The sequence below is a fragment of the Aristaeella lactis genome, assembly GCF_018118585.1.
GTDB classification, from domain to species: Bacteria; Bacillota; Clostridia; order Christensenellales; family Aristaeellaceae; genus Aristaeella; species Aristaeella lactis.
Window position 1 is genome coordinate 1,229,718 of sequence record NZ_CP069421.1, and the last position, 15,590, is coordinate 1,245,307.

Here is a 15,590-nt window from a genome sequence, read left to right on the forward strand (position 1 = left end):
GCTTACTCCGGTTTATTCGATAGTTCGCCGAGGGTGGTTTCGCCCCAGCTGTAATTCGTCAGATAGCTGCCCCTGAACAGGCCGGCATATTCCTCCCTGCCGGTGCAGTACTGGTATAGGTCACACTGGACCTTTTCCATCACGATGCGGCGCTTTCCGTCCACCGCCTCAACGATATCCGAAATGCCGTATTCCTCCAGGGTGTTTTTCAGGCGAAGGGCCACCTTGCGGTACCTGGACATGGTCACCGTATTGGCCGGTTCATCCTCCCACAGGAAGCCGATGGCTTCCTCCGAAGTGACATAGCCCCCCCTGCGGTCCACCAGCAGCGCCAGCAGTTCCTTGGATTTTTTATTCCGGAACGCGATGGGCTTATCCCCGACAAACACGTCAAAGTAGCCGAAGGTTCGGATCGTCACTGTGCGGTTCTCCGGCAGGTTCTTTTTCCTGTCCGTTTCCGTATCCTCAACCTGGTACAGCATAACATACCGCGGGGAGCTGTTTCCGGCTTCCTTCGGGGAGCAGATCGCCTTGATCTTCCGTTCCGTTTCCGTACCGTAGTCGAAATAGGTATACTCCGCCTCGCCGGTTCTCAGCAGCTCGGCAAAATCTTCGTACGCCGCCTCGCTGTAAGCCACAAAGGTTTCAATGGGCGTGTACTTTTCGGTCAGGGGAAGCCATTCCTCTTCCGTATAGCCGAAGAACTCCTGCACGTTATCGCTGGCATACAGCGGCTTAACCATGCCGTCCGCCGAAACCTCAAAGGCGGCGATGCCGTCGGAAAACTGCATGACCAGATCCTTCATTTTCTGCTTCAGCTCATCGTTTTCCGTCTGCAGGTCGTTCTCCCGGCCGGTTTCCTGGATATGGCGGCAGCAGTAATAGCTGACCGAGTCATCCACCTTGATAAAGATGCCCCGATACTGCCTCATCTCGCCGGTAGAGCAGCGCGCTGTATAGGTGATCTGCGGCGGCTTCGCGTCCGGCTCGTAAAGTTTCTTCTGGCTGAAATCCCGGAAAAACCCGCGGATGCGGTCCCGGGATTCCGGCTCCACCGCGCCCAGGATCCACCTGTCCAGCGCCTCTTCCATAAACATGGGGACATCCTCAAACATCTTGAAGGAGGAGCTGTCTTCGCAGTGCAGGCACTTCACCGTATTGGAGTCCAGGTTGAATTCAAAGATCTTGTCATAGACGTCGGTCAGGGCCTTCATGTACCGCCGGGTCTCAGCATCCTTCCGCATCTGGTGCCGGGCGGTGATATCCATACAGGCGCTCTGGAATTCCTCCACGCCTTCCTCATTGACAGTCTTGATGACCCAGCCGGACACATAGGCCCTGGTCCCGTCGCAGCGAAGGAGCGCCATCTCCCCGGCAAGAGGCGCGTCCGCGGAATAGACCCGGTTCAGGTATTTGGAAAACCTGCGGCGTTCCTCCATCGGAACCATCAGGAAGATATTCCCCTTATACATTTCCAGGTAATCCAGTTCGCCCTCGCGGACAGGAGGACAGCGCAGGATATCGATCATTTTCTGGTTGATATAGGTGATCTTCGGCTGTTTTTCACAGGTATATTTCATAAACCCGCAGGGGATGGTCTCGTTCAGGAACCGCAGGTCGCTGTTTTCCTTTTTCAGGTCACTGATATCCGTTAACACGGAGTCGCCGGCCAGCGTGCCGTCCTCCTCTTTCCGGACGGAAACCGTATCCCGCACCCAGATAACCCGGCCGTCCTTTTTCACAAGGCGGTATTCCGCGGCCAGGTTCTGCGCCCCTTTCGCCAGTTCCGTGATGAACCCGGCATACTGCTCCCGGTCAGCCGGGTGCACAAGCTGCGCGTAAAGGTCCCTGTTCTCATCAAGCAGTTCGTTTTCCGCATATCCCGTCATATCGCAAAGATTCAGGCTCACATAAGTCAGATGAACCGGCCCGTCCAGCCTGTACTGATGGAAACCGCTGATCTGCCGGCTGAGGATGTCCTCTGTATTCAGCATCTGTTCATCACAGCTCCTTTCGCGGAAACGGATCTCCCTGCCAATTGATTTTGAAAGCAATGAAAAGTTGTATTGTACATATTTATAGCTGATTTTCGTTTTTTTTGCAAATCCATCCTTTTCCCAATCCCCGTTCAGCGCGCGCAGGCCTGCTTCCGCATGATATTCTTCCGGATTTTCCCGCTGATGGTCTTCGGCATTTCCTGCGCGAATTCGATCAGGCGGATCCACTTGTACTCGGCCAGCCGCAGGTTGCAGAATTCCTTGATCTCATGCTCCAGTTCCCTGGAGGGCGGGTATTCCTGTCCGGGAACGATCACCGCTTTGATCGCCTGGCCCCTGAGCGGGTCCGGCACCCCGAACACGCTGCACTCAGCAACAGCGGGATGCTCCAGCAGCACGTTCTCCACCTCATAGGGGCCTACGCGGTAACCGCCGGTCTTGATGATATCGTCAAAACGTCCCCGGAACCAGTATCGCCCGTTTTCGTCCATGCTGGCCGCGTCTCCCGTATGATAAACGCCGCCGCGCCACACATATTCATACTGCTTTTCATTGTCCAGGTAAGCCATGAACACGCCGGTCTGCCTGCCGGGCTCCTCCGGAACGATGACAACCTCCCCGGTCTCGTTCACTCCCGCGGGCTTCCCCTGGCGGTTGCGCAGTTCGATGTGATAGAAAGGAGACGGCACGCCCATGGAACCTTCCGCGGCAGGCATTCCCCTGAAATTGGCAAGCAGCAGGGTCGTCTCCGTCTGGCCGTACCCTTCACACAGTTCCAGCCCCGTGCGCTCCGTAAACTTCCGGAACACTTCAGGCGCCAGCATCTCACCCGCCGTGGACGCGTGCTTCAGCGTCGGCATGTCCGGAATCCCCTTCCGGACCAGGTAGCGGTAAACCGTCGGCGGCGCGCAGAAAGAGGTGACGCCGTATTTGTTGATGATCTGGGTCAGCTGTTTCGGATCAAAGCTGTCAAAGTCATAGACCATGACAGCGCTGCCCACCAGCCACTGCCCGTAGATCTTTCCCCAGGATGCCTTGGCCCAGCCGGTTTCCGCAACGGTAAAGTGAAGTCCGTTATCCTCCGCCTGCTGCCAGTACCGGGCTGTCACAATATGCGCCAGCGGATAGGTATAGGAGTGGATCACGCCTTTGGGATAGCCGGTGGTGCCGGATGTGAAATACAGGATCATCGGATCAGCCGCTTTGGTGGAGATCCGCTCCAGGTCTTCAGGCGCCGTCTGCATCGCTTCCGTCAGGTTTTCAAAGCCCTCCGCGTTCCCCTGCACGCACCAGAGTCGGGCCGTAAGCCCTGCCTGTGCCAGCGCTTCCTTCACTTTTCCGGGTACATTGCTCTGCGCTGTACACACGATCGCCCTGACCCCGGATGCCTTCAGGCGGTATTCCAGGTCGCTGACGGTCAGCATATGGGTCACGGGAATCATCACCGCGCCGATCTTGTGCAGTGCCACCGCCGCGAACCAGTATTCATAGTGGCGCTTCAGGATCAGCATCACCCGGTTCCCGCGCCCGATGCCCGCGGCCCGGAACACGTTCGCGATCCGGTTGCTGCAGCGTCTGATATCCGAGAAGGTAAAGATATGTTCTTCGCCTTCCGCGTTGCACCATACGATTGCTCTTTTGTCCGGGGTTTCGCCTGCCACCCGGTCGACCACGTCATACCCGAAGTTGAAATCCTCCGGATAATCCAGGGTGATCTTCTTCAGCATCCCGTTTTCATCGGTAATCTCGTGGCAGAATTCCCTGTAGATACTCATACTGACTCCTTCATGACCGCACCGGTGCCGATCCTGCGGAACCGTTCATAGCGTTTCCCAACCAGGTCGGCATCCTTCGCGAGGATTTCCGTTTCCTCCTTCAGGAGATCACGGATCCTGTCATAGAATGCTTTGCTTCCGATCTCCTTTTCGGAAAGGATGCGTTCGATCACGCCCAGGCTCCGGGCGTCCTCCGCGGTCAGTTTCAGGCTTTCCGCCGCGGTTTCCGCCTTTTCCGGATCCTTCCAGAGAATGCTGGCGCAGCCTTCCGGAGAGATTACCGAATAGACCGCGTTCTGCAGCATCCACACCCGGTCGGCCACTGCCAGGGCCAGGGCTCCGCCGCTGCCTCCCTCGCCGATCAGGATGGAAATGATCGGAACGCACAGCGTGGACATCCTCATCAGGTTTTCGGCGATGGCCTGTCCCTGTCCCCGTTCCTCCGCGCCGATCCCGCAGAAAGCGCCGGATGTGTCGATAAAGCAGATCACCGGCCTTCCGAACTTCTCAGCCTGCTCCATCAGCCGCAGGGCTTTGCGGTAGCCTTCCGGATTCGGCGCGCCGAAATTCCGGCAGGTACGTTCCTTTGCGGTATGCCCTTTTTCAATGGCGATCACCGTTACCGGAACGCCATCCAGCCTGGCAATCCCGCCGATCACAGCCGGATCGTCCGCATACCGCCGGTCGCCGTGGAATTCCGTAAATTCCCTGAATATGTTCCGGATGTAATCCTGCCCCATCGGCCTGCCGTTATTGCGGGCGATCCTGACCCGCTTATATGCTGACTCGCTCATCAGGCCGTCCTCCCGTCATGCATCTTCAGGATCCCGGCCAGGTATTTCTTCTGTCCCGGCCGCGGAACAATGCTGTCCACGAAGCCATGTTCCAGCAGGAATTCCGCCGTCTGGAACCCCTCCGGCAGCGGTTTTTTCGTGGTCTGCTCGATCACCCGCGCCCCGGCAAAACCCACCGTCGCGCCGGGCTCCGCCAGGATGATATCCGCCTCCATGGCAAAGCTGGCCGTAACTCCGCCCGTTGTGGGATCCGTCAGCACCGCGATATACAGGAGTCCCGCGTCGCTGTGCCTCTTCACCGCCGCGCTGGTCTTGGCCATCTGCATCAGGGACAGAAGCCCTTCCTGCATCCGGGCTCCTCCTGATACGCTAAAGCCCACCACCGGCAGGCGGAACCGGACGGCATACTCAAATAGCGAGGTGATCTTTTCCCCCACCGCGCTGCCCATGCTGCCCATCATAAAATAGGATTCCATGACAAACAGGCAGCACGGCTGCTTCCCGATGGCCGCTGTGCCGCACACAACCGCTTCCTGTTCCCCGCTGGCCACCCGGACTGTTTCGATCTTTTCGCTGTATCCGGGGAAATTCAGCGGATTATCCGATTTCATTCCGGAAAACAGTTCCCGGAAGCTGCCCCGGTCGGCGATCATCTGGATGCGCTGGCGTGCCTTCATCCGGAAATGATATCCGCAGGGACAGACCAGGTCATTGGCCCACAGGCGGCTCAGGGGGATTTCCTTACGGCAGTTCGGGCACTTCTTTTCAGGCTCCCCGTCATCACGCTGGACAGGCGCGGCAGTGCGTCCGCCCTCCTCCAGCTGATTCATGGGTTTCATAAAATTCAGCATTGCCATCTCATCACCTGTTTCCCATAAATGACAGATCATACCTGCCGGAGATAAAACGCTCATCCTCCACAATCCGAAGCTGTTCCACAATATTGGTCTGGATTCCCTCAATAACCAGTTCGCAAAGGGCTGCCCGCATTTTGCGCAGGGTTTCCTCCCGGGTCCTGGCGAAAACCACCAGTTTCCCCAGCAGCGAATCGTAATACGGGGATACCGCCGTTCCCTCCACCAGGCAGGTATCAAAGCGTACCGAGGGGCCTCCCGGTACATGGAGCATTTTCAGCCGTCCGCAGCTTCCCGCGTTGATCCGGCATTCCACAGCGGATCCGGTCATCCGGATCTCCTCCTGCGTAAAATTCAGCGGGATTCCCGCCGCGATCCGGATCTGCCATTTCACAATATCGATGCCTGTCAGCATTTCGGTCACGCAATGTTCCACCTGCAGGCGGACGTTCATCTCCATAAACCAGAACTTCCCGTCCCCGTCCAGCAGGAATTCCAGCGTCCCTGCCCCCACATACCCGATCTTCTTCACCGCGTCCACCGCCAGCTCCGTGATCTGCCGGCGCTGTTCATCACTCACCGCGGGTGAAGGGGTTTCTTCAAGCAGTTTCTGATTCCGCCGCTGCAGAGAGCAGTCCCGGTCCCCCAGGCATACCGCGTTCCCGTGCTCATCCGCCAGGATCTGGAGCTCCACATGCCTGGCCGGGAAGATATATTTCTCCAGGTAAACGCTGCCGTCCCCGAAGGCGCTGACCGCTTCCGCGGTCGCCTGCATGTAGGCGTCTTCCAGTTCATCCTCCGTGTGGATCAGCCGGATCCCCCGGCCGCCGCCGCCCGCGCAGGCCTTCAGCATCACAGGATAGCCGATCTTTGCCGCCGCCTTCTTCGCTTCCTCCGCGGATGCCACGGCTTTGGTACCGGGGATTACCGAAAGGCCCGTCTCCCGGATCAGTTCCTTCAGCACCGCCTTGTCGCTGAGACGTTCCATGTTCTCGGGATCGGGGCCGATAAAGACCAGCCCGTTTTTCCTGCAAAGCCTGGCAAAATGCGCGTTTTCCGAGAGGAAGCCATAGCCCGGGTGGATCGCCTGGGCTCCCGCCAGGATGGCAACAGAAATAATCTGGTTTTCATTCAGGTAACTGCCGGACGCCTCCGCGCCGCCGATGCAGTAGCTCTGGTCCGCCAGCGCCACATGCAGGGCATTCCTGTCCTCCTCTGAATAGACCGCCACTGTGGCCACGCCCATTTCCTTGCAGGCCCGGATGATGCGGACAGCGATCTCTCCCCGGTTGGCAATGAGTATCTTTGAAAACATCGTTTACGCTCCTGTAATCGCTACGGAGAACTCAGCGGACACGCAGAGCCTGCCGTCCACAGTGACCCTGCCCTCCGCAAAGTAAAAGGGATGCTTGACCCTTTTGATGCGGCAGCGGGTTTCCACCCGGTCCCCCGGCTTCACAGGGGAACGGAACTTTACGTTGTTGAGGCCTGTGTAGACCGTCAGCTCCCCTTCCTTCATCACGTCCTTAAGCAGCACGCAGGCGGACTGGGCCAGGATCTCGCACAGGATCACCCCGGGAACGATCGGATTGCCCGGAAAATGCCCCTTCAGGAAAAACTCATCCCCGCGCACAGCGTAATGCCCGACTGATTCGCCGTCCTGTTCCTCCACGTCGTCCAGGAGCAGCATCGGCTCCCTGTGCGGCAGGACCCGCATGATCTCGTCTCTGTTCACAGCCTTATCTCCTGATCCGGAACAGCTCTGTTCCGTATTCCACAACCTGCCCGTTGGTCACGCAGACTTCCGAGATCACGCCGTCTTCCTCGGCAACGATCTCGTTCATCAGCTTCATGGCTTCGATAATACAGAGCGTCTGTCCCTTATTCACCGAATCCCCCGCTTTCACAAAGGATTCCGCCTTCTCCGCCGGCGCGGCATAGAACACGCCGACGATCGGGGATTTTACGCTGATATAGTCCCTGTTTTCAGCGGCCTGTACCGGTGCGGAAGACGTCTCCGGAACAGCGTATACGGTTTTTTCCGCCTGTGCCGGAACCGCCCGTTCCAGGCGGACCGTGCCGTTCCCATCCGTCAGTTCCAGGCCGGTCAGGCCCAGTTCCTTCATCAGCCCCGCGTATTTGCGAATATCTGTTTCCTTCATTTCCTTACACCTTTCTGAAAGCAAGGCACGCGTTGTGACCGCCAAAGCCCAGGGAATTGGAAAGCGCCAGGGTAATATCCGCTTTCACCGCACGATTCGGCGTGCAGTTCAGGTCACAGGCCTCATCCTGTTCTTTCAGGTTGATCGTGGGCGGAATGATGCCTTCATCCAGCGCCAGCAGGCAGGCCAGGGCTTCCACAGCTCCCGCCGCGCCCAGCATATGACCGGTCATGGACTTGGTGGAGCTGACCAGGGCTTTCTTCGCGCCCTCTTCCCCAAGCGCTTTTTTGATCGCCAGGGTCTCGATCACATCGTTCATCGGCGTGCCGGTACCGTGGGCATTGATATAGACCATGTCCTTTTCCGAGTAATCCGCTTCCTTCATGGCATCCTCCATGGCCCGGGCGCCGCCGCGGGCTTCCGGATGGGGCGCGGTGATGTGATACGCGTCACAGGTGGAGCCGTAGCCGCATACCTCGCCGTAGATCCTGGCTCCGCGTTTTTTCGCGTGGCCGTATTCCTCCAGGATGAGCGCCGCAGCGCCTTCTCCCATGACGAAACCGCCCCTGCGTTTATCAAAAGGAAGTGAGGCTTCATCCGGATCCTGTGAGACAGACAAAGCCTGCATATTGGCAAAGCCGGCGATGGCAGAAGGAATGATCGCGGCTTCCGCGCCGCCGGTGATCGCCGCGTCCGCGTATCCGTGGCGGATCAGGTGCATGGCTTCCCCGATGGCATTGGAACCGGAAGCACAGGCTGTTACCGCCGGCATGACGGAGTTCCGGCAGTCATGCCGGATGGCGATCAGTCCGGCCGCCATGTTCCCGATCATCATCGGAACCATCAGCGGAGAAACCCGGCGTGGGCCTTTCTCCAGCAGCGTGCTGTGTTCCTTTTCAAAGGTGCTGATCCCGCCGATACCCGTACCGAAAATGACGGCGAAGCGTTCCGGCTCAACCGTCCCTTCGATGCCGCTTTCATAAGCCGCCTGCTTCGCCGCGGCCACCGCGAACTGCGCGTAGCGGTCCGTGCGGAGGATCTCCTTTACTTCCAGGTATTCCTTCGGATCGAAGTTCCTGACTTCCGCCGCCAGCTTCGCCTTGAAATTCTCCGTATCAAACAGGGTGATCGGCCCGATGCCGTTCTTCCCGTTTTTCATGCCTTCCCAGGTGTCCGCCGCGCTGTTCCCCAACGGGGTCACCGCGCCGATCCCGGTCACAACGACTCTTCTGTATTCGCTCATCCTTTTTCTCCTTACATCGCGATTCCGCCGTCAACCCGGAGGACTTCGCCCGTCACATATTCAGCGCATGCCAGGAACGCCGCCGCGTCGGCCACGTCTTCCGCCTTGCCCATCCGGCCCAGCGGGATCTTCTCCAGCAGCGGATTCTCCGCCTGGCTTTCTGTCATGTCCGTCGCGATAAACCCCGGGGCAATGGCGTTGCAGCGAATCCCCTTCGGTGCCAGTTCCCTGGCGACGGATTTCGTCAGGCCGATCAGGCCCGCCTTGGACGCGGCATAATTGCATTGTCCCGCGTTGCCCATGATCCCCGCCACAGAAGTGATATTGATCACGCAGCCCTCCCGGTTCCGGATAAACAGGCCGGCACAGTGGCGGATCATGTTGAAAGCGCCCTTGAGGTTGGTATCCAGGACGGCGTCATAATCCTCTTCCTTCATCATGGCCAGCAGCCCGTCCCGGGTGATCCCCGCGTTGTTCACCAGGATATGCGCCGTTCCGAAATCTGCTTTGATCTGTGCCACGTTTTCTTTTACAGTGGCATAATCCGCCACGTCACACCGGTAAGCCTTCGCGTTTACGCCGTATTCCTCCCGGCACTGCCGGCTGACAGCTTCCGCCGCATCCGTGTTTCCCGCGTAAATAACGGCGATATCCGCTCCCATGGAGGCCAGTTTCAGCGCGATGGCTTTGCCGATCCCCCGGGAACCGCCGGTCACGATCGCTGTTTTTTCCTTTAACATGCTTCCACCTCAGAAAGATATTCTGTCACGCTGACCGCCGTGACGTCGCTGCTGATCCTCCGGATCATATTGCAGAGCGTCTTCCCGGGGCCGATCTCAATGAAGGTGTCAACCCCGCCCTTGATCATATTGCGGATGATCTTTTCCCACAGCACCGGGCTGAAGATCTGCCCGGAAAGCAGCTCCGCCGCGTTTCCGGCGTAAAGCCCGGCTGTCATATTGGAGTACAGCGGAATGGTGTTTTCCCTGATCTCCGCCTGCGCCAGCGCTTCGGCAAAATCATCGGCCGCCTTCCGCATAAACGGTGAATGGAAAGCGCCTTTCACTTTCAGGGGAATAGCCCGGCCGCCCGCGGCTTTCACATCCTCAAAAAATCCAGCCATCTGTGAGGAAAGGCCGGAAACCGTGACCTGCCCCGGGCAGTTGAAGTTTACAGGATACACTTCCTCATGCCTGCCGCAGATCTCCCGAACCTGTTCTTCGGTCAGCTTCACCACCGCAGCCATGGACGTATCCTGCTTTTCCGCTTCTCGCTGCATCAGTTCCCCGCGCCTGCAGACAAGCCGGAAACCTGTTTCCATATCAAACAGCCCGCAGGCCGCGGCCGCCGCCACCTCGCCCAGGGAAAAGCCCGCCGCCGCGTCAGGCACAACGCCTTTGTCCATCAGCACGGACGCAGCCGCAAGCTCCGTGGCAAAGAGGCAGGGCTGTGTGTTCCGGGTTTCCTTCAGTTCTTCCTCTGAGCCCGCGAAGCACTGGGCGGATGTGCCGGGGCGGATGGCATCGCAGGCGGCAAATACTGCTTCCGCGGCCGCATACTTTTCCGCCAGCTCCTTGCCCATGCCCGGATACTGGTCTCCCTGTCCTGAAAACACGAATGCTATTTTACCCATTGAGATGCCCTCCGGAGGAGCGGTTCCGCTCCTTCCGCAACTTCCCTGATAATCTCCGCAGCCGGCTGTTCCTTACGGACCATGGCCGCGATCTGTCCCGACAGGAAACAGCCCTTTTCGCTGTCTCCTTCCTGCACCGCAAGCCTGAGAGCTCCCCGTCCCAGGGCTTCCAGGTTCTCATCCGGCATTCCGCCGTATTCCGCTTTCGCGTATTCCCTGGCGAAAGGTGTACGCAGGCTGCGGACCGGATGGCCCAGCCGCCTGCCGGTCACCATGGTGCAAAGATCCGTAGCTTTCAGGATCTTCTCCTTATAGGAAGGATGAATGGTACATTCTTCCGCGCTCAGGAAGCGGGTTCCCATCTGGACACCGCAGGCGCCCAGCATAAAGGCAGCTGCCATTCCCCGTCCGTCGGCGATACCGCCCGCCGCGATCACAGGGAGGTTCGTTGCGTCACAGACTTGCGGAACCAGCACCATGGTGGTCAGTTCCCCCACATGGCCGCCGCTTTCGCCGCCTTCCGCGATCAGCGCGGAAGCGCCGAGACGGGTCATCAGTTTCGCCATGGCCACTGAAGCCACCACCGGAATGACCTTTATGCCCGCCGCGAGCCAGTCTTTGATATACGCGGAAGGATTACCGGCACCCGTTGTGACCACTTCCACCTTTTCCTCTGTCACAACACGGGCCACTTCCTCCGCAAAAGGGCTGAGCAGCATGATGTTGACGCCCACCGGTTTTCCGGTCAGCTTCCTGGCTTCCCGAACCTGCTGCCTGACGTAATCCCCCGGCGCGTTTCCGGCCGCGATGATCCCGAGGCCGCCGCCGTTGGACACCGCTGCCGCCAGCTTTGCGTCGGCGATCCAGGCCATACCTCCCTGGAAAACGGGATAGCGTATCCCCAGCATCTCACAAATGGCTGACTGTATCATGTTCTTATCCCTGCCTGCTCTGGATAAACTTGTCCAGGTCATCAATGGTTTCCACTTTCCGGTCCAGTTCGATCTCGATGCCGATCTCGTCCTCCAGGTTCATCAGCAGTTCCTCAGTGTCCAGGGAGTCGATCCCCAGTTCGGCGAATTTGCTTTCCGGTTTGATCGCGGCAACATCCACGCCGGTCCGTTCCGATACGATTTTTGCGATAGCCTCAAAGTACATAGTCCATTCCCTCCGGTCTTTTATTCCGGCAGCATTCCGCCGCCCGATGCAATATTCTACAGACGGGATGTTCCAAAAAGGGCTGCTCAACGTTCCACATCCGTTCCCCGGTAAAAATTCAGAATTCAGAATTCAGAATTAATGGTTGAACTCCATATCCCGTTTTTCACACTGCATCAAATCAAAAAGGACAGCTTCCGATTATCGGAAGCTGTCCTATCCACTATTTTTAAGTTTTCAGTTTTCAGTTTTCATTATTCATTAAACATGAAAAGAGTCCGGCTTTTCAGCCGGACTCTTTATCATGTTCATCAGAACTTCAGCGGATTCACGCGGACGGCGGGACCCATGGTGCTGGAGAGATAAACACTCTTCATATAGGTACCCTTGGCAGCCGCGGGCTTCGCCTTGTTGATGGCGTCCATCAGCACGCTCAGGTTCTCCTGAAGCTTTTCCTTGCCGAAGGAAACCTTGCCAATCGGGCAGTGGATGATAGCGGTCTTGTCCAGACGGTATTCCACTTTACCGGCTTTGATGTCGTTCACCGCACGGGCGATGTCCATGGTCACGGTGCCGGACTTCGGGTTGGGCATGAGGCCCTTCGGGCCCAGCACACGACCGATGCGGCCGACCATACCCATCATATCGGGGGTGGCAACGCAGACGTCGAAGTCGAACCAGTTCTCCTGCTGGATCTTCTGGATCATATCCTCAGCACCGACGAAATCGGCACCGGCTTCCTCAGCTTCCTTGGCCTTTTCGCCCTTGGCAATGACCAGCACGCGGATGGTGCGGCCGGTGCCGTGAGGCAGGACCACGGCGCCGCGGACCTGCTGGTCAGCGTGGCGGGGGTCAACGCCCAGGCGGACGGAGATCTCGACAGTTTCATCAAACTTGGCTTTGCCGGTCTGGAGCACCAGATCGACGGCCTCTTCGGGGTCATACTGCTTCAGATGGTCGATCAGCTTTACGCTGTCGGTATATTTCTTACCGTGTTTCATTATATATTCCTCCTGTGTGGTCTTAGCGGCACATTGTCCTCCCACATTGTCAGGGGCATTGCCCCATTGTGCAGCATTGCGCGATGCTTTGCTATATCCGGATCATATCTCCGGACAGAGCCGCATTATTCCTCGACGGTCACGCCCATGCTGCGGGCGGTACCGGCCACCATGCTCATGGCGGCTTCGATGCTGCCGGCGTTCAGGTCGGGCATCTTGGTTTCAGCGATCTTACGAACCTGTTCCTTCGTCAGCTGGCCAACCTTTTCCTTGTTGGGACGGCCGCTGGCCTTCTGCAGATTCAGAGCCTTCTTGATCAGCACGGGCGCCGGAGGCGTCTTGGTGATGAAGGTGAAGGTACGGTCGGTGTAGACGGTGATCACCACGGGGATGATCAGGCCGGCTTCCTTGGCGGTACGGTCATTGAACTCTTTGCAGAAACCGGGGATGTTCACGCCGTGCTGGCCCAGAGCGGGACCGATAGGCGGAGCGGGTGTTGCCTTGCCGGCAGGAACCTGCAGCTTAATGTAAGCCTGTACTTTCTTTGCCATTTGAGTGGCACCTCCATAAAAATTGTGGTAGAGCGGAAGCGTTCAGCTTCCTCCCACGTCGCGCCTTGCCATCAGGCAGGGCGATGCATGGGAACGGCCCGGTCAGGACCGTTCCCTTTGCAACAAAACAGATTACAGGAGCGGGAATCAGTCTTCCTTCTCGACCTGGTCGAGATCGACCTCCACGGGCATTTCCCGGCCAAGGAACATCTGTACCTTGACGGTCAGCTTGCCGCGAACGGTATCGACGTCTTCCACCACACCGCTGAAATTTTCCAGCGGGCCGGACAGGATCCGGACATGCTCGCCGATCGCGAAGCCGAAGTCCACACTGGACTGCTCAGTATTGAGCATCATGTCGACTTCTTCCTGCGTCAGCGGAACAGGCTTGGAATCCGGGCCGACGAAACCGGTAACGCCGCGGGTATTCCGCACGACGTACCAGCTCTCACTGGTTTCGATCATGTGCACCAGCACATAGCCGGGATAAACCTTACGGGTGCTCTTAACGCGCTTTCCGTTCCGGATCTCAACAACTTCTTCCATGGGAACCCGAACCTCGAGGATCAGATCCTGCATGCCGTTGTTTTCGACGGACTTTTCCAGCGTATCCTTCACCTTGTTCTCGTAGCCCGAGTAGGTGTGGATAACGTACCAGCAAGGCTCCTTCTTTGTTTCAGCCATGTTACTTCTCTCCTATTACGCGATCAGCTTACTGACCAACGCGGACGCGCCCAGGTCCAGCACACCGATCACGATGCCCATGAAGAGCATGAACACGAGCACGATGATGGAATAGGCGATCAGCTTTTCTTTGCTGGGCCAGGTAACCTTCTTCAGCTCATAGTACATGTTTTTGAAGGGCTTGGCGATGCGCTTGGGCAGATTAGTGAGCCAGCTGAAGAACTTGCTCAGCTTGCTCTCTCCGGTCTTCCGGACGGCTTTTTCAGCGGATTCAACCGCTTTCTTCGTCTCAGACACTTTTTTCACATCCTCACAGCGTTAGTAGGGTGTTTGGATCACTTGGTCTCGCGATGAGTTGTGTGCTTCTTGCAGAAGGGACAGTACTTCTGGAGCTCAATGCGATCCGGAGTATTCTTCTTATTTTTCATGTTGTTGTAGTTGCGCTGTTTGCATTCAGTGCAAGCCAGGCAAATCTTTGTACGGGCGGCGTTTGCCATTTGGTATCCCTCCTGACTAGATTACTCAATGACCTTCGCCACAACGCCGGAACCAACAGTACGGCCGCCTTCGCGGATAGCGAAGCGCAGTCCCTGCTCCATAGCGATGGGGGTGATCAGGGTGATTTCCATGTCGATGTTATCGCCGGGCATCACCATTTCCACGCCGTCGGGCAGCTTGATGTTGCCGGTAACGTCAGTCGTCCGGAAGTAGAACTGGGGACGATAGCCGTTGAAGAAGGGAGTATGACGTCCGCCTTCTTCCTTGGTCAGCACGTACACCTGGCCGATGCAGTGGGTATGGGGATGAATGCTGCCGGGCTTCGCCAGAACCTGGCCGCGCTCGACTTCGTTCCTCTGGATACCACGCAGCAGCGCGCCGATGTTGTCGCCGGCTTCAGCCTGGTCCAGCAGCTTGTGGAACATTTCAACACCGGTAACAACGGTGTTACGGGGCTTCTCCATCAGGCCGACGATTTCAACAGCGTCGGACACCTTAACGGTACCACGCTCAACACGGCCGGTGGCCACGGTGCCGCGGCCGGAAATGGAGAACACGTCTTCAACGGGCATCAGGAAGGGCTGGTCGGTAGCACGTTCCGGTTCCGGAATGTAGCTGTCAACAGCGTCCATCAGTTCCCAGATGCACTTGCACTCGGGAGCGTTGTCAACGTCGGTGCCGCCGTTCTGCAGGTACTCAAGAACCTTCAGAGCAGAACCCTTGATGATCGGGATGTCGTCGCCGGGGAAGTCGTAGCTGCTCAGCAGCTCACGGATTTCCATTTCAACCAGCTCCAGCAGCTCTTCGTCATCCATCATGTCGGTCTTGTTCATGAACACGACGATGTAGGGCACGCCAACCTGACGGGCGAGCAGGATGTGCTCACGGGTCTGGGGCATCGGGCCGTCGGGAGCAGACACAACCAGGATAGCGCCGTCCATCTGGGCAGCACCGGTGATCATGTTCTTAACATAGTCAGCGTGGCCGGGGCAGTCCACGTGAGCATAGTGACGCTTGGCGGTCTCGTACTCAACGTGAGCGGTGTTGATGGTGATTCCACGTGCTTTTTCTTCCGGAGCCTTGTCGATTTCGTCATAGCGCATAGCCTGCGCTTCACCCTTCATAGCCAGCGTCATGGTGATCGCGGCGGTCAGGGTGGTCTTGCCATGGTCAACGTGACCGATGGTGCCGATGTTTACATGGGGCTTTGTCCGTTCATAATGTCCCTTTGCCATTTGGG

At 57.8% G+C, this 15,590-nt stretch carries 18 protein-coding genes; all 18 read right to left on the bottom strand.

Annotated features, from left to right (window positions below; all coding sequences use genetic code 11):
* Positions 1-2 precede the first annotated feature (2 nt).
* The 18 genes from JYE50_RS05755 to tuf all read right to left on the bottom strand — a co-directional run bounded on the left by JYE50_RS05755 (position 3) and on the right by tuf (position 15,585).
* Entirely contained in the window at positions 3-1,994 is a 1,992-nt protein-coding gene (locus JYE50_RS05755) for a PAS domain-containing protein (RefSeq protein ID WP_143763527.1), read from the bottom strand.
* 134 nt (positions 1,995-2,128) lie between these two features.
* Positions 2,129-3,772: an AMP-binding protein gene (locus JYE50_RS05760; RefSeq protein ID WP_084094920.1), complete on the bottom strand. Its 1,644-nt coding sequence runs from the start codon at positions 3,770-3,772 to the stop codon at positions 2,129-2,131.
* A complete protein-coding gene (locus JYE50_RS05765) occupies positions 3,769-4,566 on the bottom strand; it encodes an acetyl-CoA carboxylase carboxyltransferase subunit alpha (protein WP_084094921.1) in 798 nt (265 codons plus the stop codon). The genes JYE50_RS05760 and JYE50_RS05765 overlap by 4 nt, the downstream gene beginning before the upstream one ends.
* The gene (gene accD, locus JYE50_RS05770) at positions 4,566-5,417 is read right to left on the bottom strand and encodes an acetyl-CoA carboxylase, carboxyltransferase subunit beta (protein WP_084094922.1); all 852 of its coding nucleotides are present in this window, start codon (positions 5,415-5,417) and stop codon (positions 4,566-4,568) included. The genes JYE50_RS05765 and accD overlap by 1 nt, the downstream gene beginning before the upstream one ends.
* Positions 5,418-5,427: 10 nt before the next feature.
* The gene (locus tag JYE50_RS05775; protein WP_084094923.1) at positions 5,428-6,735 is read right to left on the bottom strand and encodes an acetyl-CoA carboxylase biotin carboxylase subunit; all 1,308 of its coding nucleotides are present in this window, start codon (positions 6,733-6,735) and stop codon (positions 5,428-5,430) included.
* Between the two features lie 3 nt (positions 6,736-6,738).
* Complete coding sequence (gene fabZ / locus JYE50_RS05780; RefSeq protein ID WP_084094924.1) at positions 6,739-7,155, bottom strand: 3-hydroxyacyl-ACP dehydratase FabZ; 417 nt, start codon at positions 7,153-7,155, stop codon at positions 6,739-6,741.
* Between the two features lie 4 nt (positions 7,156-7,159).
* The gene (accB, locus tag JYE50_RS05785; RefSeq protein ID WP_084094925.1) at positions 7,160-7,582 is read right to left on the bottom strand and encodes an acetyl-CoA carboxylase biotin carboxyl carrier protein; all 423 of its coding nucleotides are present in this window, start codon (positions 7,580-7,582) and stop codon (positions 7,160-7,162) included.
* 4 nt (positions 7,583-7,586) lie between these two features.
* A complete protein-coding gene (fabF, locus tag JYE50_RS05790; protein WP_084094926.1) occupies positions 7,587-8,825 on the bottom strand; it encodes a beta-ketoacyl-ACP synthase II in 1,239 nt (412 codons plus the stop codon).
* A gap of 11 nt (positions 8,826-8,836) precedes the next feature.
* Positions 8,837-9,565, bottom strand: a complete 729-nt coding sequence (locus JYE50_RS05795) for a 3-oxoacyl-ACP reductase family protein (protein ID WP_084094927.1) — start codon at positions 9,563-9,565, stop codon at positions 8,837-8,839.
* Complete coding sequence (locus JYE50_RS05800; RefSeq protein WP_084094928.1) at positions 9,559-10,458, bottom strand: ACP S-malonyltransferase; 900 nt, start codon at positions 10,456-10,458, stop codon at positions 9,559-9,561. The genes JYE50_RS05795 and JYE50_RS05800 overlap by 7 nt, the downstream gene beginning before the upstream one ends.
* A complete protein-coding gene (gene fabK, locus JYE50_RS05805) occupies positions 10,446-11,390 on the bottom strand; it encodes an enoyl-[acyl-carrier-protein] reductase FabK (RefSeq protein ID WP_084094929.1) in 945 nt (314 codons plus the stop codon). Before fabK ends, JYE50_RS05800 begins: the two co-directional genes overlap by 13 nt.
* 4 nt (positions 11,391-11,394) lie before the next feature.
* Complete coding sequence (locus JYE50_RS05810) at positions 11,395-11,616, bottom strand: acyl carrier protein (RefSeq protein ID WP_084094930.1); 222 nt, start codon at positions 11,614-11,616, stop codon at positions 11,395-11,397.
* Positions 11,617-11,927: 311 nt separating this feature from the next.
* Entirely contained in the window at positions 11,928-12,617 is a 690-nt protein-coding gene (gene rplA / locus JYE50_RS05815) for a 50S ribosomal protein L1 (RefSeq protein ID WP_084094931.1), read from the bottom strand.
* Positions 12,618-12,742: 125 nt separating this feature from the next.
* Positions 12,743-13,168, bottom strand: coding sequence for a 50S ribosomal protein L11 (gene rplK / locus JYE50_RS05820; RefSeq protein ID WP_084094932.1), 426 nt, complete (start codon positions 13,166-13,168; stop codon positions 12,743-12,745).
* A 147-nt stretch (positions 13,169-13,315) separates the two neighbouring features.
* Positions 13,316-13,852: a transcription termination/antitermination protein NusG gene (nusG, locus tag JYE50_RS05825; protein ID WP_084094933.1), complete on the bottom strand. Its 537-nt coding sequence runs from the start codon at positions 13,850-13,852 to the stop codon at positions 13,316-13,318.
* 15 nt (positions 13,853-13,867) lie between these two features.
* A complete protein-coding gene (gene secE, locus JYE50_RS05830; protein WP_084094934.1) occupies positions 13,868-14,149 on the bottom strand; it encodes a preprotein translocase subunit SecE in 282 nt (93 codons plus the stop codon).
* Positions 14,150-14,187: 38 nt separating this feature from the next.
* The gene (gene rpmG / locus JYE50_RS05835; RefSeq protein ID WP_084094935.1) at positions 14,188-14,349 is read right to left on the bottom strand and encodes a 50S ribosomal protein L33; all 162 of its coding nucleotides are present in this window, start codon (positions 14,347-14,349) and stop codon (positions 14,188-14,190) included.
* A gap of 21 nt (positions 14,350-14,370) precedes the next feature.
* Positions 14,371-15,585, bottom strand: coding sequence for an elongation factor Tu (gene tuf / locus JYE50_RS05840; protein WP_304588086.1), 1,215 nt, complete (start codon positions 15,583-15,585; stop codon positions 14,371-14,373).
* Positions 15,586-15,590: the final 5 nt, after the last annotated feature.

Coding starts and splice junctions, on each gene's coding strand:
- JYE50_RS05755 (WP_143763527.1), bottom strand. CDS start 1,994: ATGCTGAATACAGAGGACATCCTCAGCCGGCAGATCAGCGGTTTCCAT.
- JYE50_RS05760 (WP_084094920.1), bottom strand. CDS start 3,772: ATGAGTATCTACAGGGAATTCTGCCACGAGATTACCGATGAAAACGGG.
- JYE50_RS05765 (WP_084094921.1), bottom strand. CDS start 4,566: ATGAGCGAGTCAGCATATAAGCGGGTCAGGATCGCCCGCAATAACGGC.
- accD (WP_084094922.1), bottom strand. CDS start 5,417: ATGCTGAATTTTATGAAACCCATGAATCAGCTGGAGGAGGGCGGACGC.
- JYE50_RS05775 (WP_084094923.1), bottom strand. CDS start 6,735: ATGTTTTCAAAGATACTCATTGCCAACCGGGGAGAGATCGCTGTCCGC.
- accB (WP_084094925.1), bottom strand. CDS start 7,582: ATGAAGGAAACAGATATTCGCAAATACGCGGGGCTGATGAAGGAACTG.
- fabF (WP_084094926.1), bottom strand. CDS start 8,825: ATGAGCGAATACAGAAGAGTCGTTGTGACCGGGATCGGCGCGGTGACC.
- JYE50_RS05795 (WP_084094927.1), bottom strand. CDS start 9,565: ATGTTAAAGGAAAAAACAGCGATCGTGACCGGCGGTTCCCGGGGGATC.
- JYE50_RS05800 (WP_084094928.1), bottom strand. CDS start 10,458: ATGGGTAAAATAGCATTCGTGTTTTCAGGACAGGGAGACCAGTATCCG.
- fabK (WP_084094929.1), bottom strand. CDS start 11,390: ATGATACAGTCAGCCATTTGTGAGATGCTGGGGATACGCTATCCCGTT.
- JYE50_RS05810 (WP_084094930.1), bottom strand. CDS start 11,616: ATGTACTTTGAGGCTATCGCAAAAATCGTATCGGAACGGACCGGCGTG.
- rplA (WP_084094931.1), bottom strand. CDS start 12,617: ATGAAACACGGTAAGAAATATACCGACAGCGTAAAGCTGATCGACCAT.
- rplK (WP_084094932.1), bottom strand. CDS start 13,168: ATGGCAAAGAAAGTACAGGCTTACATTAAGCTGCAGGTTCCTGCCGGC.
- nusG (WP_084094933.1), bottom strand. CDS start 13,852: ATGGCTGAAACAAAGAAGGAGCCTTGCTGGTACGTTATCCACACCTAC.
- rpmG (WP_084094935.1), bottom strand. CDS start 14,349: ATGGCAAACGCCGCCCGTACAAAGATTTGCCTGGCTTGCACTGAATGC.
- tuf (WP_304588086.1), bottom strand. CDS start 15,585: ATGGCAAAGGGACATTATGAACGGACAAAGCCCCATGTAAACATCGGC.